Genomic DNA, 24,714 nt, shown 5'->3' with positions numbered 1-24,714 from the left:
AAACTCAAAACACACTTACTTTTTATATATTGAGTAATTAGGTTATATAAAATTTCAATTTATCAAAGTTAAATTTCAAACAAAATATTTTGTTTGTGTAAATTTGTTTCTATTTAAGAAGTTAATTTACTCATAGTTTCGATATGTAACATCAAATAGTTAAGATAAAAATATAAAATTAAATTTAAAAAAATAAAAAATCATATCGTGCTAATATTTCACCATAAATTGTTACAAAGGAGATGGCGTGAGTGAGTATGTAAGCAAAATGATGGAGCATATCAAAAGAGCAAATCCGGGGCAAGATGTGTTCGTGCAAGCTGCAACCGAAGTGCTTTATAGTCTCGAGCCGCTTTTAAAAAGAGAAAGTAAATACCAAAAGCACGCCATCTTAGAGCGCATCACGGTGCCTGAAAGAAGCGTAATATTTCGCGTTACATATACGGGCGATGACGGTAGCGTGCATGTGCATAACGGATATCGCATCCAGTTTAACTCAGCCGTCGGTCCTTATAAGGGCGGGCTTAGGTTTCATCCGAGCGTTGATCTTGGAGTTTTGAAATTTCTTGGATTCGAGCAGATTTTTAAAAATTCTCTTACTGGCGTGCGAATAGGCGGCGCAAAGGGCGGAAGCAACTTTGATCCTAAAGGAAAGAGCGATAATGAGATCATGCGATTTTGTCACTCTTTCATGAACGAGCTTTACCGACATATCGGCGATACGACCGATGTGCCAGCAGGCGATATCGGCGTGGGAGCGCGCGAAATCGGATATATGTTTGGTCAGTATAAGAAGCTTACGGGCAAATTTGACGGAATTTTTACGGGCAAGGGGCTAAACTGGGGCGGAAGTTTGGCTAGGACGGAGGCTACGGGATATGGGGTTGTTTATTTTACGCAAAATATGTTAAGGCGCGCAGGACTTAGCCTAGAAGGTAAAAAATGCGCAGTGAGTGGCTCTGGTAACGTGGCGATTTATACGATTAAAAAGCTTTATGACGTGGGCGCTTTACCCATAACAGCTTCTGACTCTAGCGGGTTTATTTACGATGATGAGGGCATTGATATAAACGCTCTTAGAGAGATTAAAGAGGTGCAAAGAGGGCGTATAAGCGAGTATTTGAAATTTCGTCCGCATGCTAAATTTACTCCTGTTAGCGATTATGAGCAAGGCAGAAACGCGGTGTGGAACACGCCTTGTGACGGAGCTTTTCCGTGTGCAACGCAAAACGAGCTGCGACTTGCGGATATTAAGACGCTTTATGCTAACGGCTGTAGGTTTGTAGCAGAAGGAGCAAACATGCCAAGCACTTTGGATGCGATAAATTTTATGCTGGCGCAAAAGGATTTTTATTTCGCTCCGGCAAAAGCGGCAAATGCCGGCGGAGTCGCTACCAGCGGGCTTGAGATGATGCAAAATGCAAGCATGACTTCATGGAGCTTTGATGAGGTCGATGAGAAGCTTCACGGTATCATGGATCATATCTTTGAGCTAAGCTATGAGACGAGCAAGGAATTTGGCGATGAGGGCAATCTTGTGCTTGGCTCAAATATCGCAGGCTTTAGAAAAGTGGCTGATGCGATGATAGATCAGGGGTATGTGTGATATATAAATAAAATTTCAAGGGAAATAAATTCCCTTGAAATTTATTACCTAAAATCTAAGCGCAAATCCTAATTTTGCACTTGTTTCATCACGTTTGCCTACGATTTGATTTGCCTCTATATTGATTACGCTTGCTTTGCTAGGAGTAAATTTAACGCCCAAACCGGCACCGCCGCTAAATCCTTTTTGGCTAAGATTAATGCCGTTTGGTTGTTGGATTGTTTGCAGTTTTGAATCTCCGTCAAATTCATACTCAAGTTTAGCATTTATGTAAGGAGCAAATTTTTCAAATTCGTTATATGATATAACAGTATCAAATTTTACTCTATTTGAATTTATGCTATTAAATTTAATTTTTTCTTTGTCTATCTCTACATCATCGTCTTTTACATGTGTGAAACTATATCCTAGCTTAGAGTCTAAGTCTACAGCTCCTATATTTGCAAGGTATCCTATACCCACTCCCACACCATAATACATTGCGCTTGTTTTATAGCTAACTTCACCTAATGTTTTAAACACAGAGTCGTAATCGGTTTTATTTTTACCTACTCTTAGATGCCCGTCTATGTATATATTGTTGTCTAAGTTATATTTTGCTAGCGCTCCGACACCTATAGCCTTTGTCTTTCCGTCTGATTTAGCTCCGTTTATGTCGCCGTCAAATTTAGCATATCCGTATTCTAGGAACGCTCCTAAAAGAGAGTTGTCGTAACTCTTAGCAAGCCCGGCAATAGCGTTAAACCCATCGGCATCCACATTTCCATTGTCGTAGTTTGAACTAAAGCCGCTTATATTAGCAAAGCTAATTACGCCAAGATCCGCATCGTAATATGTAGGCTTTATAGCGTCGGTTTGTATATTTGCGGCATGTGCCACCAGCTTGCTATCTAGTCTTCGTTTGATGTCTATCATAGCTCCGTTTATACCGTCATTTAGTCTATTGTTTAGAGTCATAGACGCTACTGAACCGCTTAGTAAAGAGTAGGCTTGTTGATTTATCTTACCCTGAGGCTTTGGTTCTGGTTTAGGCTGTTCAGGCTTTGGTTGCGGTTGAGGTTTAGGCTCAGGAAGTGAATTTAGAGTAGCTACTAGAGTTTTATCTCCCTCTTTTTTAACGCTAAAATCATAAATTGTAGTTACGCCTTTAATAGCCTCTACTTTTATCTTTTCATCGGTGATTATTTTGCCTTCACCTTCACTTTTTATCAGATTTACTTTATCGTTAGCTTTTAGCATAGGAGAGTCGCCTTCTATAGTTACTCCTATTTTTGTATCTATAAGATTAGTATCGTATTTTCCCGTTAATGTTACTATCGTATCGCCGTTTTTCGTATCGCTTGGAAGGTAGAAATTATATTTTTCAAAGTTGCTTAAATATCCTGTTTTTATGTTTTTAGAGTGGATATTTAAAGTATTGCCAAGTGTCGTATATTCGGCTTTAATCTTGTTGTGTTGGTCTATATGCGTAAGTCCGCCTTGTATAGAGTTAGCAACCTCTATATCCCCATATAAATTTACTATGTTGTTTATATTTTTGCCACTTCCGCTTGCGCCTCCGTATATGGAATTAAATTTTGAGTCTTTTACGCTTACTACGTTTTTACTAGCCGAATTTTTATCGGAGTAGCCGCCAAATATATCGTTTCCTTTAGAATTTACTACATTTACGGTATTTTCCTCTACCAAACCGCTGTCAGACTTTCCTCCATATATATTTCTTACGCTAGAGTCAAGCACCTCCGCTTTGTTTCCTCTAGCCTCTTTACCTTTCCACGAATCCCCACCGTCAATACTTTTGTTATAAACTTTTGACTTTCTAACGATTACGGTGTTGAAATTCGCTCTTTCATCCCCATCTCCGCCATTTACTTCTCCGTATATATTTGAGTTATCTACTATCAAAGTATTGTGATTAGAAGAAGTTTCGGAAACCCCGCCTGATGTGTATCCGGCATCTTCGTCTTTACCTGCAGACTCTCTTCCTACCGTAGAATTTGTGATGGTTAGTTTATTGTATTCAGATTTTCCTTTGATGCTACCACCACCTTCTGCACCATCTATTATGGAGTTTTCTACAGCAACGGTATTTTTAGTAGAGTCTTTGCCGTATGATACTGCGCCTATAATATATCCTTTGGAAAGATTGGTTTTGTTTTTGATATTTACGGTATTGCCGCTTGCCGAGCCATCGTAAGAACCGGCTCCTATGATATTTAGATGATTTGCATTATTGTAGTTGTCTATCTCTGTTTTGATACCGCCTATATCTTCACTCTCTTTATATGCTCCAAATATAAAGCCTTCTATTTTTGAATCTGTTTTGTCGTTGATAACTAGAGGATTTTTAGTTCCTGTTCTATATGGATAAGATGTTCCGTCATCTTTATTAAGGTGTTCTACGATTTTGTTGCCTGTATTACTAGGCGGAGTGAGGTCGCTAGCTATTGTCGTTGTCGGAAGCCATAAGGCTACTGCCGCTGATATATATATATATATATCTTTTACTTGTCTGCCTAAAAGAATTTGCTTGAATGCAATCTTTCATATATACTCCTTGGTTGTAAATTATAAATTTTAAAAATTTATTTACGGATTATTATATTTAAAATTTATTGTTTTAAATATTAAACACAATTAAACTTAAATTTTTTATTTATTTAAGTTTCGTTTAGTTACAAGCTTGAAGTTTTTATTAGGAGCTTAAATTTCATATAATTATGGTAAATAAGCTTATGCGCTAGATCAACGCTTGCGTTTAAAAACGCGATAGCAAGATAAGGTAAAAATCCCTTGATGTATAGTAAATTTTTCATCTGTTTTCCTTTTGGTAAAACTCTAATGTATGCATGTTTAGTATGTATGGTTTTGCGATTAGCAAGATGTCAAAGAGGTGTTTTAAGCTTTCATTCCTGCTTGCTTCATCTACGCCTTCAAGCGATTTAAAAGTAAGCGCGACCTCTTCTTTGGCGAGCTTTTTGGCTAAATTTATATAAGCTTTTAGTATCTCAAGCTGGTTTTTATCCGACTTCATGATGATGGCTAAAATTTCTCTTTCTTTAGCCGTAAATTTGCCCTCTCGCGGTATTAAAAAGCCGTCTTTTACATATTTTTCAAGCGTTTTTTGATCTATCTTAAATTCCTTGCAAAGCTCATCGGCGCTATAAATTTGAGTAAGCGATGCTCCCATGACAAGCTCAAGCGTGCCTAAAAGCGCTTCGTATGGGCTTTTGATATCAAAATTTGGATGATTAAAAAGCGCTTTTATCTCCGCTATTGTTGAGTTAAAGTTGTTTTGGAGATATTTTATAAACTCAATTATATCCACGCACTCCTCGCTATAAAGGTGCAAATTCGCTTTTTCTTTAAAGGGCTCTGGCAGTAAGCCTTCTTTGATGTAGTAAAGGATGGTTGATTTGGGCGTTTTGCTACGCTCTATAAGTTCATTCATCTTTAGCATTTTCATGCTCCTTTTTAAAATTTATGAAATCTTACACCTTTTTAGCTTAAAATAGTGTTAAGTGACACTTTACACTATTTATATTTTAACTAGACTCGTTTAGCTTTTAAATTTTGCTTTTGACCTTGATGTTTTCAGATAAAATTTGAGTTTTTAAATTTGATAACTTGCTTTAAGATAGGCTTATTTGAGCCGCACTTTTGAATTCAAAGCCTAATTTCAATATAATTTCTCAAAAGGAATTAGATGAAATTTGTAAATGCGTTTTTTATCGGATTTTTATTTGTCTTAGCCGCTATCTTTACGCTTTTTGTGGGACTTAAGACTAGCTATTTTGATTACTACGGCGTAAATGAATACTTTAACGTCATATTCGTTGATAGCGTGCCGTGGCTTTTGATCTTGCCTATCTCTCTTGTGTTTGGACATCTCATTTTATACGCTCCTTTTAGAAAATTTATACGCGTAGTTTTTGTTTTGATTTTGCTTGTAGCCGCCACTTCTTGGCATGATAGCATTGGCAAAAAGGCCGGAGAAGCGTTATTTGCAAAGCCTACTATGCTAAAAGACGCAAAAGGAAATGAATTAAACGCGATTGAAATTTATAAAGGCAGAAGCAAGATTTATTATTTTGATGAAAATTCTCACAAGGGCTTTGAGAGGAAAATTTAAAGCGCTAGATGAATTTAAAGCCAAAGTGGCAAGTATAAAATTTACGTTGATGCGGATTAAAGAAAGTTATGCAGGAATTTTTACCGGATATCATAAAACTTTTAATGATCTTGGCTGTTGTTTTAGTTCATATTTACAGCCGTAAAATCACTAAAAGCATGGTTGTATTTTTTACGATTATCTCTTTTATCTTGATAATAGAAACATTTAGGGGAGTTTAGAGATGATGGACCGGCTTTTACTGGCAATTTACAGCATTTTTGAGATTGAAAGACGGATAAATAAAAAGACGATTTATCTTAGTATTTTGATTTTTATCGATTATATTTGTCTTAGTATGATTTTTGAATTTTAATTTTACTCGGTCAGCTTTTTAACCGCTAAACTCGCCAAATTTAGTCCAAAAACAGCCGTTACTCCCATAAAGCTTCCAAGCTCTTTGCAGTTTGGCTCTTCGGTTGAAAACACTACTTCAAAATCGCCTTTAAAGCCTGATTTTCTAAGTTCATATCTAAATTTCTTAGCCAAAGGATCATTGCAAGTTTTCCAAACCGAAGCGACGCAAATTTTAGTAGGATCAAGCCTTTTTGCTCCGCCCATCGAGGAGATGAGCTTGCCGTGCGCTGCATTTGCAAGAGCAACCTTAGCTGCCATATCGTCAATCGCATCGATTACCAAATCAAACTCGCTAAAGTTAAAATTCGCCACAAATTCAGGCGTTATAAGTTCGCAAATGGGCGTGATGTTAGGATAAATTTTAGCAAATTCGCCTACCTTCACCTCTCCGACCGCTTCGCTGTAAATTTGGCGATTTTGGTTTGTGATGTCAAATGTGTCTTTGTCTATGATGGTGATGTGCCCCACACCCGAACGAGCAAGTGCATCAACGCAAATTCCGCCCACGCCGCCAACTCCGCAAACTAAAATTTTAGCCTTTTGAAGTTTGGCGAATTTTTCATCGCCCAAAAGCCATCTAACTCGCGTAAATCTATCCATCAAGGCTCTTTTTAAGCGAATTTAAGCTCGCGTGCGCCGTCATATCAAGCATTATGGGCGTTAAGCTTGCGTAGCCTTCGTTTACTACGCTGATATCGCTTGGATCGCCTTGCTCGTAATCAAGCGCGGCAACTCCCAGCCAGTAGTACTCCACCCCGCGCGGATTGCGATTTAGCGTTGCGTGAGTCGCGTAGCTTCGCTTGCCCACAGGCACTACTTGATAGCCTTTAAAATCTTTTTGAGTAACGGCGGGGATATTTACGTTTAAAAACTGCCTTTCAGGCAGGCAAATTTGCCCTTCAAGCACGCGAGGAACGATAAATTTAACTATTTCGCGTGCTAAAGAAAAGCCAAGCATATCGATGCTGTCGTTTTTGTAAAATTGCGAAAACGCTATACTCTTAACTCCTTGTAAAACACCTTCCATAGCCGCTCCGCACGTGCCTGAGTAGGTTATATCCTCGCCTAAATTCGCGCCGTGATTTATGCCGCTTATGATGAGGTCGGGCTTTTTGTTATAAAGTGCGTGAAGCGCTAGATATACGCAATCACTCGGCGTTGCGTCATCGAGTTTAAAGAAGTTATCGTCTATCTTTATAAACCTAAGCGGCTTTGTAAGAGTAAGGGAGTGCGCGCAGGCTGATTTCTCGCTACTTGGGGCTACTATAGTAACGTTTGTATCAGGAATTTCTTTTAAGGCACGAGCAAGCTCATGAAGCCCTTTAGCCTCGAATCCGTCGTCGTTTGTGATAAGAATCTCTTTCAAATTTCACCTTTAAAATTTTTGCTATTTTAACATAGCTTTCGTTATAGCCTCATAAAGCCAAATTTTAAATTTATTATTTATTTAGCCACTTTTAGGGATAATCTTTGTCAAATTCCAAAGGATAAAATGTGCTTAAAAAATTTACATTTATCGTGCTTGCGACAAGCCTTGCTTTTAGCGCGCAGCAGCTTGTTGTTAAAACTGAAAGCGCTCCAAATTTAAGCAAAGGCGCAGCGGATGAATCCGAACTAAGAGTTAAAGCGTGCATAGAGGCCGATAGCTCTACGGCGGGGATGATAGAGTGCATAAATAAAGAGTTTGAAATTCAAGACAAAATTTTAAACGAAACTTATAAAAAAGCTATGAGTGTATTGAACGACGAAAATAAAAAGAGGCTAAAAGATATCCAAAGAAAATGGGTCGCTTATAAAGAGGCTAAATGCCCGTTTGTCCCACCTCAAGGCACGATGTATCTTGTTTATTCGGCGAATTGCTATCTAAAGATGACTAAGGAGCGAACGCAAGAGCTTAAGTATGTCATAGAAGAATTTGAGGGAAATCAGTGAAGCTGCTTGTTTCATGCCTTGAGGCGTCGGCGAATTTGCACTTGGCCGAGGTGCTTGAGTATCTGCATAATTACGAGCTTGAAGGAATTTTTGACGAGAAATTCGGTAAGCCTTTTATGCGAAGTAGCGAATTTTCGGCGATGGGTTTTGTGGAGGTTTTGCCGCTTTATTTTAAGGCAAAACGCGCTATCAAAGAGATGGTAAATTTGGCTCGCGAGTGCGATCACGTCTTGCTCATCGATAGTCCAGCCTTCAATTTACCGCTTGCAAAGGCGATTAAAGAAGCAGGCATTAAAACGCCTATAACTTACTACATCTTGCCGCAAGTTTGGGCTTGGAAAGCGGGCAGAGTGGCTAAAGTGCAGAAGTATTGCGATAACTTGGCTTCGATCTTGCCTTTTGATAAGATGTTTTATAACCGCGCTACTTATGTGGGACATCCTTTGATGGATGAGCTTAGAGTGCGTAAAAATACTCTTATAAATAGCGGCAAGATAGCCTTTTTACCGGGCTCTAGAAAGGCTGAGATAACTAGGCTTATGCCTGTTTTTAAAGAGGTTGCAAGGCAAATAGATGGCGAAAAGCTACTTTGCGTGCCTGAGTTTTTGATGAAAGAGCTTGAAATTTACGGTGATATAAGCGAATTTACGCTTACAAATAACGCACCAAGAGCGCTTTTGCAAAGCGAATTTGCATTTATCTGCTCGGGAACCGCCACGCTTCAATCAGCCCTTATCGCAACGCCGTTTGTGCTAGCTTACAAGGCAAAAGCCATTGATATGTTTATCGCTAGAAGGCTTGTGAAGGTGAAATTTGCAGGGCTTGCTAATATTATTTTTGATTTTTTGGGCAAAGAGCCGCTTCACGCCGAGCTTTTGCAAGATGAAGTAACTGCGCAAAATTTGCTTAAGGCTTATCAAGAGTGTGATAGGCAAAAATTTATAAACGGTTGTGCACAGCTTAGAGAGTACCTTGAGCACGGCTCTGCAAACGCAGTTGCAAATATGATACAAAATAAAAAAGGATAAAAATGACTGAACCGATGACTATATTTGGATACGAAAAAATCACAAACGAACTTAAAAATTTAAAAACCGTGGAGCGTCCCCGCATAGTCGAAGAGATCGACATCGCAAGAAGTCACGGCGATCTAAAAGAAAACGCCGAATATCACGCAGCGCGCGAGAAACAATCCTTCATCGAAAGCAGGATCGCCGAGCTTAGCGACATAGTAAGCAGAGCAAAAGTGATAGATCCCAGCGAATACGAGCATGATAAAGTGAAATTCGGCTCAACGGTTGTGATAATGGACGTTGAAACCGAGATAGAAAAGTCCTATACTCTAGTAGGAACGCCTGAGAGTAACCTGGAGCGAGGCTTAATCTCTATAAACTCACCCCTTGGCAGACAGCTTATCGGCAAGAGCGAGGGCGATGACGTGACGCTAAATTTGCCAAACGGCGCAAGCGAGATAGAGATCATCTCCGTTAGCTATAAACCTATCAAATTTGGAGAGTAGATGATAAATGTAGGCATCATCGGCGTTAGCGGATATACTGGATTTGAGCTTATAAAGCTGCTTTTAAATCACCCTGAATTTAAGATCACTTACCTTGCTGCAAGTTCTGCTTCTAGGATAGAGGAAATTTTCCCCTCTTTAAAAGGCGTTTTTGAGTTTGAAGTAAGTGCTGCAAACGCAAGCGAAGCGGCTAAAAAATGCGAACTTGTCTTTTTGGCGTTGCCGCATCAAGAGGCGATGAAATATGCAAAAGAGCTTTTGAAATTTGGCGTTAAGGTTGTTGATTTTTCTGCCGATTATCGCTTGAGTCTTGAGCTTTATGAGAAAAATTACTGCAAGCACCTAGATCTTGAAAATTTATCAAATGCGGCTTATGGACTAGTAGAGCTAAACCGCGACCGCATAAAAAGAGCAAATTTAATCGCAAATCCGGGATGTTATCCGACAGCTTCTATCTTAGCTATCGCGCCATTTTTGCAGTTTATCGACAGAGAATTTGGTGTGATAATAGATGCAAAAAGCGGAGTTAGCGGGGCAGGTAAAAAACTAAGCGCGACAAGCCATTTTGTGAGCGTGAATGAAAACGCAAACGCCTATAATCCGATAAAACACCGCCATAGTGACGAGATAAAAGAGCAAATTTCACTTCTTGCAGGCAGGCAAATACCTACACTTTTCGTGCCTCACTTGCTTCCTATAACGCGCGGGATGCTAGTAAGTGTTTATGCGAAACTTACTAGCAAGATAGATCCTTGCGAAATTTTAAATAAATTTTATGAAGCTGAAAAATTCGTGCGGATTAAAAATGAACCCGTTAGCATCAAAAGCGTTGCAGGAACGCATTTTTGCGATATAACGGCTTATGTTAATGAGGATAAAATTTTTATAAACTCGGCCATTGATAATCTCTTGCGGGGTGCCAGCTCGCAAGCCCTTGCAAATGCGAATTTGATCTGCGGATTTAGCGAAGATACGGCACTTCCGATCTATACCTGCCTTCCTTAAAATGCAAAATTTGACGATAAAAAATGGCGCGATTTTTATAGCCGATTCTCACGCTAACGAAAATCGCCCCGAATTTTTAAAATTTCTGCGAGCATTAAAAGAGGGCAAAATTTGCGCTCCGCAGCTATTTTTGATGGGCGATATGTTTGATTTTTTATCGGATTACTGCGATTATCCGCTTAAATTTGCAAGCGAGCATATAAGGCTTATAAATGAGCTTTCCAAATGTATAGAAATTTATTATTTTGAGGGAAATCACGACTTTAACCTTTCAAAAATCTTAAAAAACGTGCGAGTCTTTCCAATCACTGCGCAACCTGTCAAATTTAAGAGCGAATGCGCGCAAAACGTGGCTATTGCGCACGGAGATATATTTTTGCCTTTTGTTAGCAAATATGCTTTGAGATTTTTAAGGCTCAAGTTGTTTTTAAAATGTATGAATTTTATTGATAATTTGTTAAATTTTAAAATTTCAAAGGCGCTTTTTAAAAAATTACGACATAAAAATTTAACTTATAAAATTCCAAATTTTAAAAATTTAGCGGCAAAAAGAGTGGCAAATTATACCGAAGAAATCATAATCGAAGGGCATTTTCACCAAGGAGATATATTTGAGTTTCAAAATCAACAATATATCAACGTTCCGAGTTTTGCATGCGAGCAAAGTTATTTTATAGTAGAATACGCACCAAAGATTAAGTTTGCTCTAAAGAGCGCAAGGGGCCAAGATGTTTGATGATAACGTTTTAAAGACCGGTTCAAACGAGATGGAGCTTGTTGATTTTAGAATTTTTAAGCAGACGGGCGACAGAGTATATGAGGGTATATACGGCGTAAATGTCGCTAAGGTCCGCGAAATCATCAAGATGCCAAATTTGACCGAACTTCCGGGTGTTCCTGAATATATAGAAGGAATTTTTGATTTACGGGGCGTAGTGATACCGGTTATAAATTTAGCCAAATGGATGAATATAAAAGAGCCGCAAGAAGCCGTTATGAAACCGCGCGTAATAATTTCGGAATTTAGCGAAATTTTGATAGGTTTTATAGTTCACGAAGCTAAAAGAATTCGCAGAATTAATTGGGCGGATATAGAAGCTGCAAGCTTTTCTGCAAGCTCAGGCACGCTTGATAAAGGCAAAATAACAGGCGTAACTCGCATAGAAAACGATGAAGTTTTGTTGATACTGGATCTTGAAAGTATCGTTGAAGAGCTTGGAATTTATAGTCCTAAGATCGAGGTTGATATAGATGAGGCTAAGAAGCTTCACGGCGTGGCGCTTGTTCTTGATGATAGCTCGACTGCCAGAAAGCTCGTAAAAGATACTCTTGAAAAGATGGGGCTAAAGGTGGTCGAAGCAAAAGACGGTATCGAAGGACTTTCTAAGATGCAAGATCTTTACGAGATGTACGGAGATAAATTAAACGAACATTTAAGGATTATATTAAGCGATATCGAGATGCCTCAGATGGACGGATACCGCTTCGCGGCGACTCTTAAAGATGATAATAGATACTCAAACATACCTATTATCTTTAACTCCTCTTTGAGTAATGTTTATAGTGAGGCTCAGAGTAAAGAGGCGGGCGGTGCTGCGTACTTAACGAAATTTGATGCGACTATTCTTTATAATGAGGTGCTTCGTGTTATCGAAGCGCAAAAATCAGCGAAATAGGGGTAAGATATGGATGATATGAGAGAGATACTTGAAGACTTTTTGGTAGAAGCCTTTGAGCTAGTCGAGCAAATCGACCATGACCTTATCGAGCTTGAGTCAAACCCTGAGGATTTGGAGCTTTTAAATAGAATTTTCCGCGTTGCTCACACTGTAAAAGGATCATCTTCGTTTTTAAATTTTGATGTTTTAACCAAACTTACGCATCATATGGAAGATGTTTTAAACAAAGCCAGAAAAGATGAGCTTAAGATAACGCCTGACATCATGGACGTCGTACTTGAATCAATCGACATGATGAAGTCGCTTTTGCACGGAATTAGAGATAATGGAAATGACACCGATGTAGGCATAGATATAAATGATATCTGCACTAGACTTACTGCTATTTCAGAGGGCGAAAGCGCAGCTGTGGTTCAAGAAAGCCCAAAAGCCGAGCCTGTAGAGGAAGTGCAAGCCGAGCCTGAACCTGAGCCGATCAGCGATGAAAATTTATCAAATTTAAGCGATGATGAGATAGAGGCAGAGATAGAAAGACTGCTTAAAGTAAGAAAAGCGGAAGATCAAGCCCGTAGAGCGCAAAAAGCGGCAAGTACGCCTGTATCTAGTGCAAATTTGGCTCCTGAGGCTCCAAAAGCAGCTGCTAAGCCTGCACCTAAACCTGTTGCACCAAGCACGCCTAAAAAAGCTGAAGCCGAGAAGAAAGTTCCCGCTGCCTCAGCAGGCGGAAGTGATGCGGAGCAAACTATACGCGTAGAGGTTAAAAGACTTGATCATTTGATGAATTTAATCGGCGAGCTGGTACTTGGCAAAAACCGCTTGCTTAAAATTTATGATGACGTAGAGGAGAGATATGAGGGCGAAAAATTCCTTGAAGAGCTAAATCAAGTAGTTTCTAGCTTAAGCCTTGTAACTACGGATATCCAGCTTGCGGTTATGAAGACAAGAATGCTTCCTATCGCTAAAGTGTTTAACAAATTCCCTCGTATGATAAGGGATTTAAGTCGTGAGTTAAATAAACAGATCGATCTTGAAATCGCGGGTGAAGAGACCGAGCTTGATAAGTCCATAGTCGAGCAAATCGGCGATCCGCTTGTGCATATGATAAGAAATTCTTGTGATCACGGCATAGAAGACGGCGCGACCAGAATTGCCGCAGGCAAAAGCGAAAAAGGAACTATCCAGCTAAAAGCCTATAATGAAGGTAATCACATAGTAGTTGAGATCGCAGACGACGGTAAAGGCCTTGATGCCGATATGCTTAAGGCAAAATCGATCGAAAAAGGCATAATAACCGAGCGTGAAGCTGATGCGATGAGTGATAAAGAGGCGTTTAGTCTTATATTTAAGCCCGGATTTTCAACTGCGGCTAAGGTCACAAACGTAAGTGGACGCGGCGTAGGAATGGATGTCGTTAAGACAAATATAGAAAAGCTAAACGGATTAATCGATATAGATAGCGAGCTTGGAAAAGGAACGGTCGTAAAACTTAAAATTCCTCTTACTCTAGCTATCATCCAGTCGCTTTTAGTCGGCTCTCAAGAGGAATTTTTCGCTATCCCGCTTGCAAGTGTTCTTGAAACGGTTCGCGTGCCTATAGATGATATATACACTATCGACGGCAAGAACGTACTTAGGTTGCGAGACGAGGTTCTTTCGCTTGTTAAGCTTTCAGACATCTTTGGCGTTAAGCAGGTATTTGACGGAGGAGAGCAAACCTATGTCGTTATCATCGGTGTTGCGGAAGCTAAGCTTGGTATCATAGTAGATAGCCTTGTAGGTCAAGAAGAGATCGTTATAAAATCCATGGGCGACTATCTGCAAAATATCCCTGGAATCGCAGGCGCTACCATAAGAGGTGACGGACGTGTAACGCTTATAATCGACGTTGCCGCTATGATGGAGATGGCAAAAGATATCAAAGTAGATATCAGAGCCAGTCTTGAAGCTTCAAAAACGACTAAAGAAAAGCCAAGCGATTATAAGGTGCTGATAGTGGATGATTCCAAGATGGATAGAAATATCATGCAAAGATCGCTTGAGCCGCTTGGTGTAACCGTTATAGAAGCTACAAACGGCGTTGAAGCGCTTAGTATAGTAAAATCTGGCGAACACGCTCTTGATGCTATGCTTATAGATATAGAGATGCCAAGGATGGACGGATATACTTTGGCTGCGGAAATTCGCAAATACTCAAAGTATAGAAATTTACCGCTGATAGCAGTTACTTCAAGGACTTCAAAGACGGATAGATTAAGAGGAGTTGAAGTGGGAATGACTGAGTATATCACTAAGCCGTACTCATCAGAATACCTTGAAAACGTAGTTAGAAAAAATATTAAAATGATAGGATAGAACATGAATGACAAATTAAATCAGGTTCTAAAAAGACAGAAAAAGCAAATTTCAGATCCTAGTGAAAAGGATAGAGACGAAATAGTCCAACTTGTCGGATTTATAGTAGGAGACGAGGAGTATGCGATACCGATTTTAAACATCCAAGAGATTATTAAACCGATCGAATATACTCGCGTGCCAAGCGTTCCTGAGTATGTTTTAGGTGTATTTAATCTGCGCGGAAGCGTTATACCGCTAATTGATCTTAGGAAGCGTTTTTCTCTAAACGCCACAAAACCTAATGCAAATACGAGATATATCGTGATGAAGGATGATGAAAACAGAGTGGCGGGATTTGTTATAGATAGGCTAACCGAGGCAATTAGAATTAAAAAGAACAGGATCGATCCGCCGCCTGAGACTTTGCTGAAAGAAAAAGGCATGATCTATGGAATCGGCAAAAGAGATCAAAATATCCTTACGATTTTAAAAGTTGAGTCGCTCTTAAAGCGCGATTTTTAAAGGCTAAATTTTGATAAAACTTTGTGTTTTTGATTTTGACTCTACTTTGATGGACGGAGAGACTATTGATTTTTTAGCGCAGGCTCACGGAGTAGGCGATGAAGTTAGTGCTATAACCAAACGCGCTATGGCGGGCGAACTTGATTTTTTTGAGAGCTTAACTAAGCGCGTAAGCCTGCTAAAAGGACTTAGTGTAGAGAAAGTCGATGAAATTTGTGAAAATTTACCGCTTATGCCAGGAGCCTTTGAGCTGATAGCTCATCTAAAATCCAAAAGTGTAAAAGTGGTTGTTTTTAGCGGAGGATTTCATGCAGGAACGGATAGGGCGCAAGCTAAGCTTAAATTTGACGCTAGCTTTGCAAATATCTTGCACTCAAAAGACGGCGCTTTAAGCGGACTTGTGGGAGGCGAGATGATGTTTGGTTTCTCAAAAGGCACTATGATGCAAAATTTGCAAAATTTGCTAGGCATCAGCAAAGACGAAACTATGAGTGTAGGGGACGGAGCCAATGATATATCCATGTTTGAACATTCAAGTCTCAAAATCGCCTTTTGCGCTAAAGAAATTTTAAGAGCCAAAGCGACGCACTGTATAGATAAAAAAGATTTAAGAGAGATAATAAATTTAGTATAAAAGGCAAAAAGATGTTTAACGGTAATGTCAAATTTTCGCTATGGTGTGATTTTGTGGAGAGGGATTTTTTAAATGGAGAATTTGTAGAACTTATAAATTCAGACGCGATAAACGGAGCTACTTCAAACCCCGCGATATTTAAATCGGCCTTTTTAACTTCAAGCGCTTACAAAAGCACTATAGAGCAAAGCGAGAGAAAACATCCTAAAAATATCTACGAGACTCTTGCTATGCAAGATATCAAAATCGCAGCAAATAAGCTTATAAAAAATTTCGCAAACGAGGATGACGGGTTTATAAGTATCGAGGTTGATCCAAATCTTTGTGATGATACTCAAGGCACGATAGAAGAGGGCGTTAGGCTGTTTAATGAGATGGCTATGCCAAACGTTATGATCAAAATTCCTGCGACAAAAGCAGGATTTGAAGCGATGAGCGCGCTTATGGCAAGAGGAATTTCGGTTAATGCTACGCTTATATTTTCACCTGAGCAAGCGATATCTTGTCTTGAAGCCTTTGAGAGCGGAACACAAATTTACGGGAAAAAATTCCCAAATACAAAACTTCCTCAGGGCGTGATAAGTATTTTTGTAAGCCGTTTTGATAGATTGCTTGACGAAAAGATGCGTCAAAGCTCACTTCCTACGGGACAAATCGGCATAATGAATGCTACTAAAATTTATAAAATCATAGAGGCTAGGAATTTAGCCAACGTAAGAGCTCTCTTTGCAAGCACCGGCGTAAAGGGCGATGAGCTTAGCAAGGATTATTACGTAAAAGAGCTAATGTATAAAAACTCGATCAATACCGCCCCGCTTGATACGATCAAAGCTTTTATAAGCCAAAATAGCGAGCCAAAAGAAGCCGCAAGCGATGATAGTATCGAGAGATTTTTTGAAGTAGTAAAAAGAGCCGATATAGATATGAGCAGAGTTTATAAAGAGCTTTTAAATGACGGCATAAAACAGTTTGTGCAGGCATATGAAGAGATAATGAAAGCATTAAAACAAAACTAAAATTTGGGAGTTATAGCATGCAAAGTTCTCAATTTGAAGTAGATGTTTCTAAACTAGACTTCGTTTTAAGGGATGAGTTAAATGAGTATCTTTCCGAGCTTGTGCAAAATGGCGGAAGTGATCTTCATGTAAAATCGGGCGGATATATCTACGGTAGATTTAATGGCGAAATTAAAAAGATGAACGATAAGGTTATGACCCAATCAGAAGGAGTAACTCTAGCTAAAGAACTATTGCGTTCTCGTTTTAAAGAGCTTGTAGAGAAAAAAAGCGTAGATTTTACTCATAAACTAAATGAAGATTATCGATTTCGTGTAAATATATTTTTTCAAATGGATGGAGTTTCGGCAGTATTTAGAACAATAACAAGCAAAATTCCTACTATAAGTCAACTTTTTTTACCTGCCATAGTTGAAAAAATTTGCGATAGAGTAAATAGAGGTATTATCTTGGTAACAGGACCTACGGGAAGCGGTAAAACTACAACTCTTGCGAGTATGATTAATCGTATAAATAAAAAGAAAAATAGGCATATTATTACCATTGAAGATCCTATCGAGTATGTCTATACCGATCAAAAAAGTATCGTAAATCAAAGAGCTATAGGACAAGATGCGAGCGGATTTTCGGATGCTTTACGTGCATCTTTGCGCGAAGATCCAGATGTTATTTTGGTTGGCGAGATGAGAGATCTTGAAACAGTAAAAACAGCGATGGCTGCGGCTGAAACAGGACACTTGGTGCTTTCTACTCTACATACTTTGGACGCTAAAGAGACTGTGGGGCGAATTATAAATATGTTTCCAAAAGAGGAGCAAAATCGTATAAAGATGACCTTTGCTTCTGTTGTTGAAGCAATAATTTCTCAAAGGCTTGTTAGAACTCTTCAAAATACACGAAGACCCGCCGTTGAAGTGATGATTAAAAACGTAAGAATTAAAAATATGATAATGGACGGCAGAGATGGTGAAATTTATGACGCGATAGAGCAGAGTAAAAACACCTATGGCATGCAGACTTTTGATCAGCATCTGCTTGAGCTTTATAATGAAGAGATAATAGATCTTGAAGAGGCACTAGAAAAATCAACTAATAGAAACAACCTTGAAATCAAAATTAAAAACGCAAATTTAGCAAAAGAGGGCATGCTGGATCTTGCAAGCGGAGAAGAGGATTACACTGAAAGGTTAAAACGCGACGTAATCGCGCTTAAAGACTTGGACAGTTAAATTTAGGCTAAATTTATAAAATTTTGGCTAAAATCGGCATTTATTTTTTATGAAAGGAAAACGATGTTAGAAGGTATCGTTAGAGAGAGTATCGGCAAAAAAGCTTCTAAAGCTTTGAGAAGAGATGGTTATCTAATCGCAAATATTTACGGAAAAGGATTAGAGAATATTGAGGCGGCTTTTAAGGTAAATGAATTTATCAAAGAGGTGCGCAAAAAAGATAGTCTTGCATTTGATGTAAAGGTTGGCGATAAGGTACTTAAAGTCGTTATTGTAGAGTATCAAAAAGATCCTATCACAAACGCTCTTAAGCACGTGGATCTAAAAGTTGCACTTCCTGGTGTTGTATCAAAATATCTAATTCCAGTTAAGCCTTTTGGAACACCGATCGGTCTTAAAAATAAAGGCGTTTTGATCCTATCAAAAAAGAGACTTGCGGTAAAATGTACAGCTGAAAACCTACCAAATTCATTTGCGCTTGACGTTAGCAAGCTTGACGTAGAAGATACTATATTAGTAAGAGATATCACCGTTCCTGCGGGCGTTAGCATGGTTGATGCCGGTCATGTTGCAGTTGTCGGAGTTGTAAAAGCTAAGTAGTTTAAGGCTTATAGATTGATCCTTATAGTTGGGCTGGGAAATCCCGGCTCACAATACGAAAAAACAAGACACAATATCGGGTTTATGCTTGTAGACCTACTTAAAACCGAGAAATTTGCCGACGTTAGTTCTAGCAAATTTCAAGGCGAACTTTTTAAATTTTCAAATTTGCTTCTTTTAAAACCGCAAACTTTCATGAACCTATCAGGAAACAGCGTAAAAGCGGTAAATGATTTTTACAAACCGGAGCGCATTATAGTAATTCACGATGACTTAGACCTTAAGCTTGGAACGGTTAAATTTAAAATAGGCGGTAGTAGCGGCGGGCATAATGGACTAAAATCGATTGATAGCTTAATTGGAAGCGAGTATGAACGAGTCCGCATAGGCATAGGCAGAAGCGATAAAGCAAGTGTCACAAGTCATGTACTTGGTGCCTTTATCGAAGATGAAAATGAATGCTTGCAAAAAGTTTTAAGCTATACTAAAGAGGCGGTTTTAGAGCTTATCAGAAGCGATGTCGCTAGTATTTCTCAAAAATACTCTACAAAAAAGGGAATTTGTTAAATTAAAATCCTAAATTTCGCTTTGATTTTAAAGAGTTAAATTTAAACAATAAAAATTTCCAGATGAGTTTTTATTCTTTTATTAAAAAACTACCCATTTAAAAGAAATCTCAAGATTCTTATAAATTTCAGTATCGCAAAAGTCAAAAATATCTTATTTGTCAAATTAAAGCTTAAAATTTATCCTTAAATAGGCTGGATTTAATTTAAATTAGATAAAATTCGACAAATTTAATGAAGGTGTTTTAGTGAATTTGTACGCAAGATATGTCGGCTGGCTATATTTTAAATCTTTTTTTGTGATATTTTTAGCCCTCATATTTTTTTACGTGGGTATCGACATACTTACAAATCTAAAAGACATGCCCACAAGTGCGAACTTAAGGCTGCTTTATTTCTCGCTGACATCGCTTACTGCCGTTAATTACGTGCTTCCGCTATCTTTGATTTTTGCCTTGATTGTTAGTAAATTTAGCATGATTAGAAACAACGAGCTTATTAGCTTTTACGCTCTTGGTATCAGCAAAAACACGCTTATTAAGCCGCCTTTTATCATTGCTCTTGTGATTACCCTTATGTATGTCGGCTTAAATTTTACCCCATTTGCCTATTCTTACGAATTTCAAAGAAATTTGATGAAAACTTCTCAAATTTCGCGTGTTAGTTCTGATATATTTTTGAAATTTGAGGGCAAATTTATCTACATCAAAGAGCTTAATCCCGTAACGGCTACGGTAAAAGACATAAGGATATTTGATGTGTCTAATGGAAAGCTGCTAAGCGCTACTTTTGGTAACGAAGCAAGCTTTAGCGATAACAAATGGTTGCTTAAAGATGTAAATGCAACTACTATGCCGGAAATCGTAAAGCTTGGCGCAAAAGGGCTTGATATAAGGCACTTTGACACTCTTGAGAGTTTAGAGGGTTTTAAACCAAAAATTATCGAAAATGCTTATAGATCAAGCTCTTCCTTATCCATTTTAGACGCGCTTGATTTTATATTTGCATTTGAAAAAGAAGGCGTTGGGCTAAATGCGGCTAAAACCACCTTGTACAATCTAGCCTTTTCTCCGTTTTTTGCGCCTCTAATGGTTTTTATAATCTATTATTTCTTGCCTGTTACTGGTAGATTTTTTAATCTCGCACTTGCCAGTTTTATGTTTATTATAGTAACACTTTGTGTTTGGGGTGCTCTATTTGTACTCATGAGATTTGCTCATAACGGTGTTATACTGCCGGAGATTGGAGTCTTGTTGCCGATAGTTTGTATATTTGGGGTCGCTTTATATCTTTATTTTAAGCACCGTTAAGTCAAATTTAGGCGAAAATTCAGTAAAATCTAATCATTTCTATCAAGGTTAATTTTATGGATTTTACAAATTTAGCCAAAACTTACGGCACCCCTCTTTATGTTTATGATTTTGATTATATAGCCGCTAGATATGAGGCTTTAAAGCAGGCTTTTCACGCTAGAAAATCTTTGGTTTGCTATGCCGTTAAGGCAAATTCAAATTTAAGCGTTTTGAAGCATCTTGCAAATTTAGGTGCAGGGTTTGATTGCGTAAGCCAAGGCGAAGTAAGGCGAGCTTTGATGGCGGGAGCTAAAAAATACCAGATCATTTTTAGCGGCGTGGGTAAGAGCGATGATGAGCTCAAATTCGCTCTTGAAAATGAAATTTTGATGATAAATTTAGAGAGCGAAGCCGAGATGTATAGTCTTGAAAAGGTTGCAAAAGAACTTGGCAAAACGGCTCGCATAAGTATAAGAGTAAATCCCGATATAGACGCCAAAACCCACCCTTATATCTCAACGGGACTTAATGAAAATAAATTTGGCGTTGATATTAAAACCGCTAAAAAAATGTACTTACACGCTAAAAATTCGGCCTTCCTTGAGCCTGTCGGGATACACTCTCATATCGGCTCGCAAATCACCGATATAGAGCCTATAGTGCAGGCTTCAAAGGTCGTTTCAAATCTGCTTAGGGAATTAAAATCAATTGAGATCGATATCAAATTTTTTGACGTTGGCGGCGGACTTGGTATCGTATATGGCGATGAAAAAGAGCCGAATTTATATGAGTACGCGCAGGGAATTTTGAGCAATTTAAGCGGTCTTGACGTAACGATCGTTTGTGAGCCGGGTAGATTTATCGTAGGCAATAGCGGATATTTTTTAACTAGCGTTTTGTATGAGAAATTTAATAAACAAAAGCGTTTTGTCGTGGTTGACGGAGCGATGAACGACTTGCTTCGCCCAAGCCTTTACGGAGCGGAGCATAAAATTTTTGCAGTTAAAGACGGACAAGCGGTCTGTGGCTGCAAGCAAGAGGATTTGGACAAATTTGACTTTAGCCTTTGCGATGTGGTAGGTCCAGTATGCGAAAGCGGCGATTTTTTAGCCAAAAATGTAAATTTACCGACTTGCGATAGCAAGGATCTGCTTGTGGTAAAATCAGCAGGAGCCTACGGCTTTAGCATGAGTAGCAACTACAACACGCGCTTAAGAGCCGCAGAAGTTGGCATAAAAGAGGGTAAGGATTTTTTGATTAGGCATCGCGAAAGTTTTGAGGATCTGATCGCTCTTGAGAAGGATCTTTTGTGATATTTATCGACGTTCAAGGCACTTTGATAAGCGATAGCGACAAAAGCCCTATAAACGGCGCTTGCGAGCTGATTGAGTTTTTAAATTTGCAAAGCATTCCATATGTCGTCATAACAAATAACACGAAATTTAAAAGCGATGAGTTTTTAGCAGAGCTTAGAAACAAGGGGCTAGCGATAAAAGAGGGTGCTTATATAGATCCTTTTTGTGTGCTTGAAAGCATCTTGCCGCCTTGTAAAATCGCAGCCTTTGGAGCCGATAAATTCAAGCAAACCATGAGAAATTTAGGCTATGAGCTTGATGAAAATTTCGCTAAAGCCGTGATAGTGGCTAGCGGAGATGACTTCAAATTTGATGAATTCGCTTCAATGATAGAAATTTTGCAAAACGGTGCAAAACTAATTGCAATGAGTGAAACTAGCGTATATAAAAAAAATAATAGAAGCTATCCCGGCGTAGGAGCGATAGCCAAGATGCTAAATTACGCTACGGGACGCGAATATGAAGTCATCGGAAAGCCAAGCAAGGAGTTTTATAAATCCGCCTTGGATTTATTAAATTTACAAAATGCAAAGGCTAATTTTAACGATATTTTGATAATCAGCGATGATGCTAAGGGCGATTTGGTGGGTGCAAAAGAGCTTGGCATGAAAACGGCTCTTGTTTTAAGCGGCAAGGTAAAGGATGCTAAAAATTCAGGCGTTAAGCCACACGTAGTAGATAAAATTTACGCCGATGTTTCCGAGTTTTTAAAGGAGCTAAATGCAAAATATAAATGATTTGCGAAGTGAAATCGACAAGATTGATGATGAAATTTTAAAAAAATTAAACGAACGCATGAAGTTTGTCAAAAAAATCGGCGAATTAAAGCAGACCAGCGGCACTTCTATATATCGTCCCGAGCGAGAAAGAGCGATACTAAACCGCCTTGAAAGTAGCGGCTCAAATATCTTGAATAAATCGGCAATCGAAGCGATATATCTTGAAATTTTCGCAGTTAGCAGAAATCTTGAAATGCCCGAGAAAGTCGCCTACTTAGGGCCTGAAGGCACTTACACTCATCAGGCTGCCGAGAGTAGATTTGGCGCGATGAGCTCGTATCTGCCACTTGCTACGATCGAGTCGGTTTTTACTAAGCTTAAGCACAAAGAGGCAAAATACGGTGTAGTTCCTATCGAAAACAACACCGAAGGCGCAGTTGGCGCGACGCTTGATTGTCTTGGCAGGTTTGAGGGCGTTAAAGTAGTGGCTGAAATTTACATGGATATACACCACAGCTTTGCAAGTACTTGCGAGAATTTAGGCGACATTAAGCGTATTTATTCACATCCGCAAGGATACAACCAGTGCCTTAAATTTTTAGATGATCATCTGCTTTCAAGTGCCGAATTTATCCCTACAAAATCAACCGCAGAGGCTGCGAAATTCGCTTCGACCGAGCCAAATTCGGCGGCGATCTGCTCAAAGATTGCAGCCAAGCTTTATAATGTACCGATTTTGTTTGAGACGATCGAGGATAATATGGCAAATCGCACGAGATTTTTTATACTGAGTGATTTTAAAAACGAGCGCGCTCAGAGAAACAAAACATCTATCTTAGCTCGCACCGATCACCGTCCCGGTGGGCTTGCCGACTTGCTTGGAGCCTTTAGGGATGAGGGGATAAATTTAACCAAGCTTGAAAGCCGTCCTATAAAAGAGCGCGAGTTTAGGACTGTCTTTTATATAGATTTTGAAGGTCATATAGACGATGAAAACGTCATTAGAGCCATTGAAAAAGTAAAGACATTCGGCGATGAGATAACATGGCTTGGAAGCTACATTTCAGGAGATGAGAGATGAAATTTAACGAGAATTTGGCAAATTTGATAAATTACGAAGCGGGTAAGCCGATCGAACTTGTGGTTAGAGAATTTGGCATAGCTGCAAATGACGTGATCAAGCTAGCTAGTAACGAAAATCCGTTTGGCACGAGCAAAGCCGTCGTTGAAGCCATAAGAGAGTATGCAAGCAAGATGAGCTTATATCCTGATGATAGCTATTTTGAGCTAAAAGAAGCTCTTGCAAAGAAATTTGGCGTAGATGAAAAGTGCCTTATAATAGGCTCGGGAAGCGATCAAGTGATAGAGTTTGCCGTTCATGCAAAGGCAAATGCTAAAAACGCCGTGCTGATGGCGGGAGTAACCTTTGCTATGTATGAAATTTATGCCAAACAAACCGGCACTAAAATCTATAAAACCAAAGCCAAAGAACATGATTTAAACGAATTTAGAGAAATTTATAATGCGCATAAAGACGAGATTGCTATGATATTTCTTTGCTTGCCGAACAACCCGCTTGGCGAGTGTGTAGATGCGGATGAAGTATATAAATTTCTTGGCGAAGTTGATGAAAACGTCCTTGTGGTGATCGACGGCGCGTATCAGGAATTTGCAAAATTTAAAGACGCTAAAAAAGAGATAAAACCAAACGAGCTTATAGCGAAATTTAAAAACGCCGTTTATCTTGGCACCTTTTCTAAGGCTTATGGGCTTGGCGGTATGCGAGTGGGGTACGGTATCGCAGACGCTAGCGTCATAGGCGAGCTTGGCAAGCTTAGAGCGCCTTTTAACATCACGAATTTAAGTCTTAAAGCGGCGATTGAAGCTCTAAAAGATGAGGAGTTCGTAAGGCGCTCGATAGAAGCGAATTTTAAAGAGATGATAAGGTATGAAGAATTTGCAAAGAAAAACCAAATCGAGTTTATAAATAGCTATACAAATTTCATAACTTATAAATTTAATGAGCTAAATGCAAGCGATATCGCGCAAATTCTGCTAAAAAAAGGTATAATTTTACGTGATTTAAAAAGTTATGGACTAAATGCCGTTCGTATCACGATAGGACTACAGTGGCAAAATGATAGAGTTTTAAGCGAATTAGAGGGGACTATAAGATAG

The 24,714-nt window shown here is 38.9% G+C and carries 27 protein-coding genes; 22 read left to right on the top strand and 5 right to left on the bottom strand.

Annotated elements, in window-relative coordinates; all coding sequences use genetic code 11:
* The first annotated feature begins 247 nt into the window (after positions 1-247).
* Positions 248-1,606, top strand: coding sequence for an NADP-specific glutamate dehydrogenase (gene gdhA / locus ACHJH3_RS02960; protein WP_407063523.1), 1,359 nt, complete (start codon positions 248-250; stop codon positions 1,604-1,606).
* 48 nt (positions 1,607-1,654) lie between these two features.
* Here gdhA and ACHJH3_RS02955 read toward each other — a convergent pair whose 3' ends face one another.
* Positions 1,655-3,511, bottom strand: a complete 1,857-nt coding sequence (locus ACHJH3_RS02955; protein ID WP_407063522.1) for an autotransporter outer membrane beta-barrel domain-containing protein — start codon at positions 3,509-3,511, stop codon at positions 1,655-1,657.
* 40 nt (positions 3,512-3,551) lie between these two features.
* On the opposite strand from ACHJH3_RS02955, the gene ACHJH3_RS02950 reads away from it, so the two are divergent.
* A complete protein-coding gene (locus ACHJH3_RS02950; RefSeq protein ID WP_407063521.1) occupies positions 3,552-3,803 on the top strand; it encodes a hypothetical protein in 252 nt (83 codons plus the stop codon).
* 478 nt (positions 3,804-4,281) lie between these two features.
* On the opposite strand, the gene ACHJH3_RS02945 is transcribed toward ACHJH3_RS02950, so the two are convergent.
* Positions 4,282-4,422 carry a hypothetical protein gene (locus tag ACHJH3_RS02945; protein ID WP_407063520.1) on the bottom strand — a complete coding sequence of 47 codons (141 nt, stop codon included), beginning with the start codon at positions 4,420-4,422 and terminating at the stop codon, positions 4,282-4,284.
* Positions 4,419-5,066 (bottom strand): MerR family transcriptional regulator, encoded by a 648-nt coding sequence (locus tag ACHJH3_RS02940; protein WP_407063519.1) that lies wholly within the window; start codon positions 5,064-5,066, stop codon positions 4,419-4,421. The genes ACHJH3_RS02945 and ACHJH3_RS02940 overlap by 4 nt, the downstream gene beginning before the upstream one ends.
* A gap of 246 nt (positions 5,067-5,312) precedes the next feature.
* Between ACHJH3_RS02940 and ACHJH3_RS02935 the strand changes: the two genes are divergently transcribed.
* The gene (locus ACHJH3_RS02935) at positions 5,313-5,738 is read left to right on the top strand and encodes an isoleucyl-tRNA synthetase (protein ID WP_407063518.1); all 426 of its coding nucleotides are present in this window, start codon (positions 5,313-5,315) and stop codon (positions 5,736-5,738) included.
* Between the two features lie 68 nt (positions 5,739-5,806).
* Positions 5,807-5,959: a hypothetical protein gene (locus ACHJH3_RS02930; RefSeq protein WP_407063517.1), complete on the top strand. Its 153-nt coding sequence runs from the start codon at positions 5,807-5,809 to the stop codon at positions 5,957-5,959.
* Positions 5,960-6,095: 136 nt separating this feature from the next.
* On the opposite strand, the gene ACHJH3_RS02925 is transcribed toward ACHJH3_RS02930, so the two are convergent.
* Together ACHJH3_RS02925 and surE are read right to left on the bottom strand one after the other, a co-directional pair.
* Positions 6,096-6,734, bottom strand: coding sequence for a tRNA threonylcarbamoyladenosine dehydratase (locus ACHJH3_RS02925; protein ID WP_407063516.1), 639 nt, complete (start codon positions 6,732-6,734; stop codon positions 6,096-6,098).
* A complete protein-coding gene (gene surE / locus ACHJH3_RS02920) occupies positions 6,727-7,500 on the bottom strand; it encodes a 5'/3'-nucleotidase SurE (protein ID WP_407063515.1) in 774 nt (257 codons plus the stop codon). Before surE ends, ACHJH3_RS02925 begins: the two co-directional genes overlap by 8 nt.
* Positions 7,501-7,628: 128 nt before the next feature.
* Here surE and ACHJH3_RS02915 point away from each other — a divergent pair, with 128 nt between their 5' ends.
* The 18 genes from ACHJH3_RS02915 (at position 7,629) to hisC (ending at position 24,714) form a co-directional block, all read left to right on the top strand.
* On the top strand, positions 7,629-8,066 hold the full coding sequence (locus tag ACHJH3_RS02915; protein ID WP_407063514.1) for a lysozyme inhibitor LprI family protein: 438 nt from the start codon (positions 7,629-7,631) through the stop codon (positions 8,064-8,066).
* A complete protein-coding gene (gene lpxB, locus ACHJH3_RS02910) occupies positions 8,063-9,094 on the top strand; it encodes a lipid-A-disaccharide synthase (RefSeq protein ID WP_407063513.1) in 1,032 nt (343 codons plus the stop codon). The genes ACHJH3_RS02915 and lpxB overlap by 4 nt, the downstream gene beginning before the upstream one ends.
* Before the next feature lie 2 nt (positions 9,095-9,096).
* The gene (gene greA, locus ACHJH3_RS02905; RefSeq protein ID WP_173031655.1) at positions 9,097-9,585 is read left to right on the top strand and encodes a transcription elongation factor GreA; all 489 of its coding nucleotides are present in this window, start codon (positions 9,097-9,099) and stop codon (positions 9,583-9,585) included.
* Positions 9,586-10,590 (top strand): N-acetyl-gamma-glutamyl-phosphate reductase, encoded by a 1,005-nt coding sequence (gene argC / locus ACHJH3_RS02900; RefSeq protein ID WP_407063511.1) that lies wholly within the window; start codon positions 9,586-9,588, stop codon positions 10,588-10,590. It abuts the gene before it with no gap.
* A gap of 1 nt (position 10,591) precedes the next feature.
* Positions 10,592-11,326, top strand: a complete 735-nt coding sequence (locus tag ACHJH3_RS02895) for a UDP-2,3-diacylglucosamine diphosphatase (protein WP_407063510.1) — start codon at positions 10,592-10,594, stop codon at positions 11,324-11,326.
* Entirely contained in the window at positions 11,319-12,266 is a 948-nt protein-coding gene (locus ACHJH3_RS02890) for a chemotaxis protein (protein WP_407063509.1), read from the top strand. The genes ACHJH3_RS02895 and ACHJH3_RS02890 overlap by 8 nt, the downstream gene beginning before the upstream one ends.
* Before the next feature lie 9 nt (positions 12,267-12,275).
* Positions 12,276-14,621, top strand: coding sequence for a hybrid sensor histidine kinase/response regulator (locus ACHJH3_RS02885; protein ID WP_407063508.1), 2,346 nt, complete (start codon positions 12,276-12,278; stop codon positions 14,619-14,621).
* A gap of 3 nt (positions 14,622-14,624) precedes the next feature.
* Positions 14,625-15,125 (top strand): chemotaxis protein CheW, encoded by a 501-nt coding sequence (locus ACHJH3_RS02880; RefSeq protein WP_169942137.1) that lies wholly within the window; start codon positions 14,625-14,627, stop codon positions 15,123-15,125.
* 10 nt (positions 15,126-15,135) lie between these two features.
* Complete coding sequence (gene serB / locus ACHJH3_RS02875) at positions 15,136-15,759, top strand: phosphoserine phosphatase SerB (protein ID WP_407063507.1); 624 nt, start codon at positions 15,136-15,138, stop codon at positions 15,757-15,759.
* 11 nt (positions 15,760-15,770) lie between these two features.
* Positions 15,771-16,775 (top strand): transaldolase, encoded by a 1,005-nt coding sequence (locus ACHJH3_RS02870; protein ID WP_407063506.1) that lies wholly within the window; start codon positions 15,771-15,773, stop codon positions 16,773-16,775.
* 17 nt (positions 16,776-16,792) lie between these two features.
* Positions 16,793-18,004 (top strand): type IV pilus twitching motility protein PilT, encoded by a 1,212-nt coding sequence (locus ACHJH3_RS02865; RefSeq protein WP_407063505.1) that lies wholly within the window; start codon positions 16,793-16,795, stop codon positions 18,002-18,004.
* Between the two features lie 63 nt (positions 18,005-18,067).
* Positions 18,068-18,604, top strand: a complete 537-nt coding sequence (locus tag ACHJH3_RS02860) for a 50S ribosomal protein L25/general stress protein Ctc (RefSeq protein WP_172201712.1) — start codon at positions 18,068-18,070, stop codon at positions 18,602-18,604.
* A 15-nt stretch (positions 18,605-18,619) separates the two neighbouring features.
* On the top strand, positions 18,620-19,171 hold the full coding sequence (pth, locus tag ACHJH3_RS02855) for an aminoacyl-tRNA hydrolase (RefSeq protein ID WP_407063504.1): 552 nt from the start codon (positions 18,620-18,622) through the stop codon (positions 19,169-19,171).
* Positions 19,172-19,418: 247 nt separating this feature from the next.
* On the top strand, positions 19,419-20,480 hold the full coding sequence (locus ACHJH3_RS02850) for an LptF/LptG family permease (protein WP_407063503.1): 1,062 nt from the start codon (positions 19,419-19,421) through the stop codon (positions 20,478-20,480).
* 56 nt (positions 20,481-20,536) lie between these two features.
* Positions 20,537-21,775 (top strand): diaminopimelate decarboxylase, encoded by a 1,239-nt coding sequence (gene lysA, locus ACHJH3_RS02845; protein WP_407063502.1) that lies wholly within the window; start codon positions 20,537-20,539, stop codon positions 21,773-21,775.
* Positions 21,772-22,554, top strand: coding sequence for an HAD-IIA family hydrolase (locus tag ACHJH3_RS02840; RefSeq protein ID WP_407063501.1), 783 nt, complete (start codon positions 21,772-21,774; stop codon positions 22,552-22,554). Before lysA ends, ACHJH3_RS02840 begins: the two co-directional genes overlap by 4 nt.
* Positions 22,538-23,617 (top strand): prephenate dehydratase, encoded by a 1,080-nt coding sequence (gene pheA / locus ACHJH3_RS02835; RefSeq protein WP_407063500.1) that lies wholly within the window; start codon positions 22,538-22,540, stop codon positions 23,615-23,617. The genes ACHJH3_RS02840 and pheA overlap by 17 nt, the downstream gene beginning before the upstream one ends.
* A complete protein-coding gene (gene hisC / locus ACHJH3_RS02830; protein ID WP_407063499.1) occupies positions 23,614-24,714 on the top strand; it encodes a histidinol-phosphate transaminase in 1,101 nt (366 codons plus the stop codon). Before pheA ends, hisC begins: the two co-directional genes overlap by 4 nt.

The organism is Campylobacter canis (assembly GCF_045504005.1).
GTDB classification, from domain to species: Bacteria; Campylobacterota; Campylobacteria; order Campylobacterales; family Campylobacteraceae; genus Campylobacter_A; species Campylobacter_A canis.
The sequence above is the reverse complement of the archived record's forward strand: the minus strand, read 5'-3'. Positions and strand labels throughout refer to the sequence as shown.

Bases quoted from the DNA above. Each gene is read 5' to 3' on its own strand.
- hisC (WP_407063499.1), top strand. From the start codon at position 23,614: ATGAAATTTAACGAGAATTTGGCAAATTTGATAAATTACGAAGCGGGT.
- ACHJH3_RS02940 (WP_407063519.1), bottom strand. From the start codon at position 5,066: ATGCTAAAGATGAATGAACTTATAGAGCGTAGCAAAACGCCCAAATCA.
- ACHJH3_RS02895 (WP_407063510.1), top strand. From the start codon at position 10,592: ATGCAAAATTTGACGATAAAAAATGGCGCGATTTTTATAGCCGATTCT.
- ACHJH3_RS02935 (WP_407063518.1), top strand. From the start codon at position 5,313: ATGAAATTTGTAAATGCGTTTTTTATCGGATTTTTATTTGTCTTAGCC.
- ACHJH3_RS02865 (WP_407063505.1), top strand. From the start codon at position 16,793: ATGCAAAGTTCTCAATTTGAAGTAGATGTTTCTAAACTAGACTTCGTT.
- lysA (WP_407063502.1), top strand. From the start codon at position 20,537: ATGGATTTTACAAATTTAGCCAAAACTTACGGCACCCCTCTTTATGTT.
- ACHJH3_RS02885 (WP_407063508.1), top strand. From the start codon at position 12,276: ATGGATGATATGAGAGAGATACTTGAAGACTTTTTGGTAGAAGCCTTT.
- ACHJH3_RS02925 (WP_407063516.1), bottom strand. From the start codon at position 6,734: ATGGATAGATTTACGCGAGTTAGATGGCTTTTGGGCGATGAAAAATTC.
- ACHJH3_RS02870 (WP_407063506.1), top strand. From the start codon at position 15,771: ATGTTTAACGGTAATGTCAAATTTTCGCTATGGTGTGATTTTGTGGAG.
- ACHJH3_RS02860 (WP_172201712.1), top strand. From the start codon at position 18,068: ATGTTAGAAGGTATCGTTAGAGAGAGTATCGGCAAAAAAGCTTCTAAA.
- ACHJH3_RS02930 (WP_407063517.1), top strand. From the start codon at position 5,807: ATGCAGGAATTTTTACCGGATATCATAAAACTTTTAATGATCTTGGCT.
- ACHJH3_RS02945 (WP_407063520.1), bottom strand. From the start codon at position 4,422: ATGAAAAATTTACTATACATCAAGGGATTTTTACCTTATCTTGCTATC.
- ACHJH3_RS02880 (WP_169942137.1), top strand. From the start codon at position 14,625: ATGAATGACAAATTAAATCAGGTTCTAAAAAGACAGAAAAAGCAAATT.
- pheA (WP_407063500.1), top strand. From the start codon at position 22,538: ATGCAAAATATAAATGATTTGCGAAGTGAAATCGACAAGATTGATGAT.
- argC (WP_407063511.1), top strand. From the start codon at position 9,586: ATGATAAATGTAGGCATCATCGGCGTTAGCGGATATACTGGATTTGAG.
- ACHJH3_RS02890 (WP_407063509.1), top strand. From the start codon at position 11,319: ATGTTTGATGATAACGTTTTAAAGACCGGTTCAAACGAGATGGAGCTT.
- greA (WP_173031655.1), top strand. From the start codon at position 9,097: ATGACTGAACCGATGACTATATTTGGATACGAAAAAATCACAAACGAA.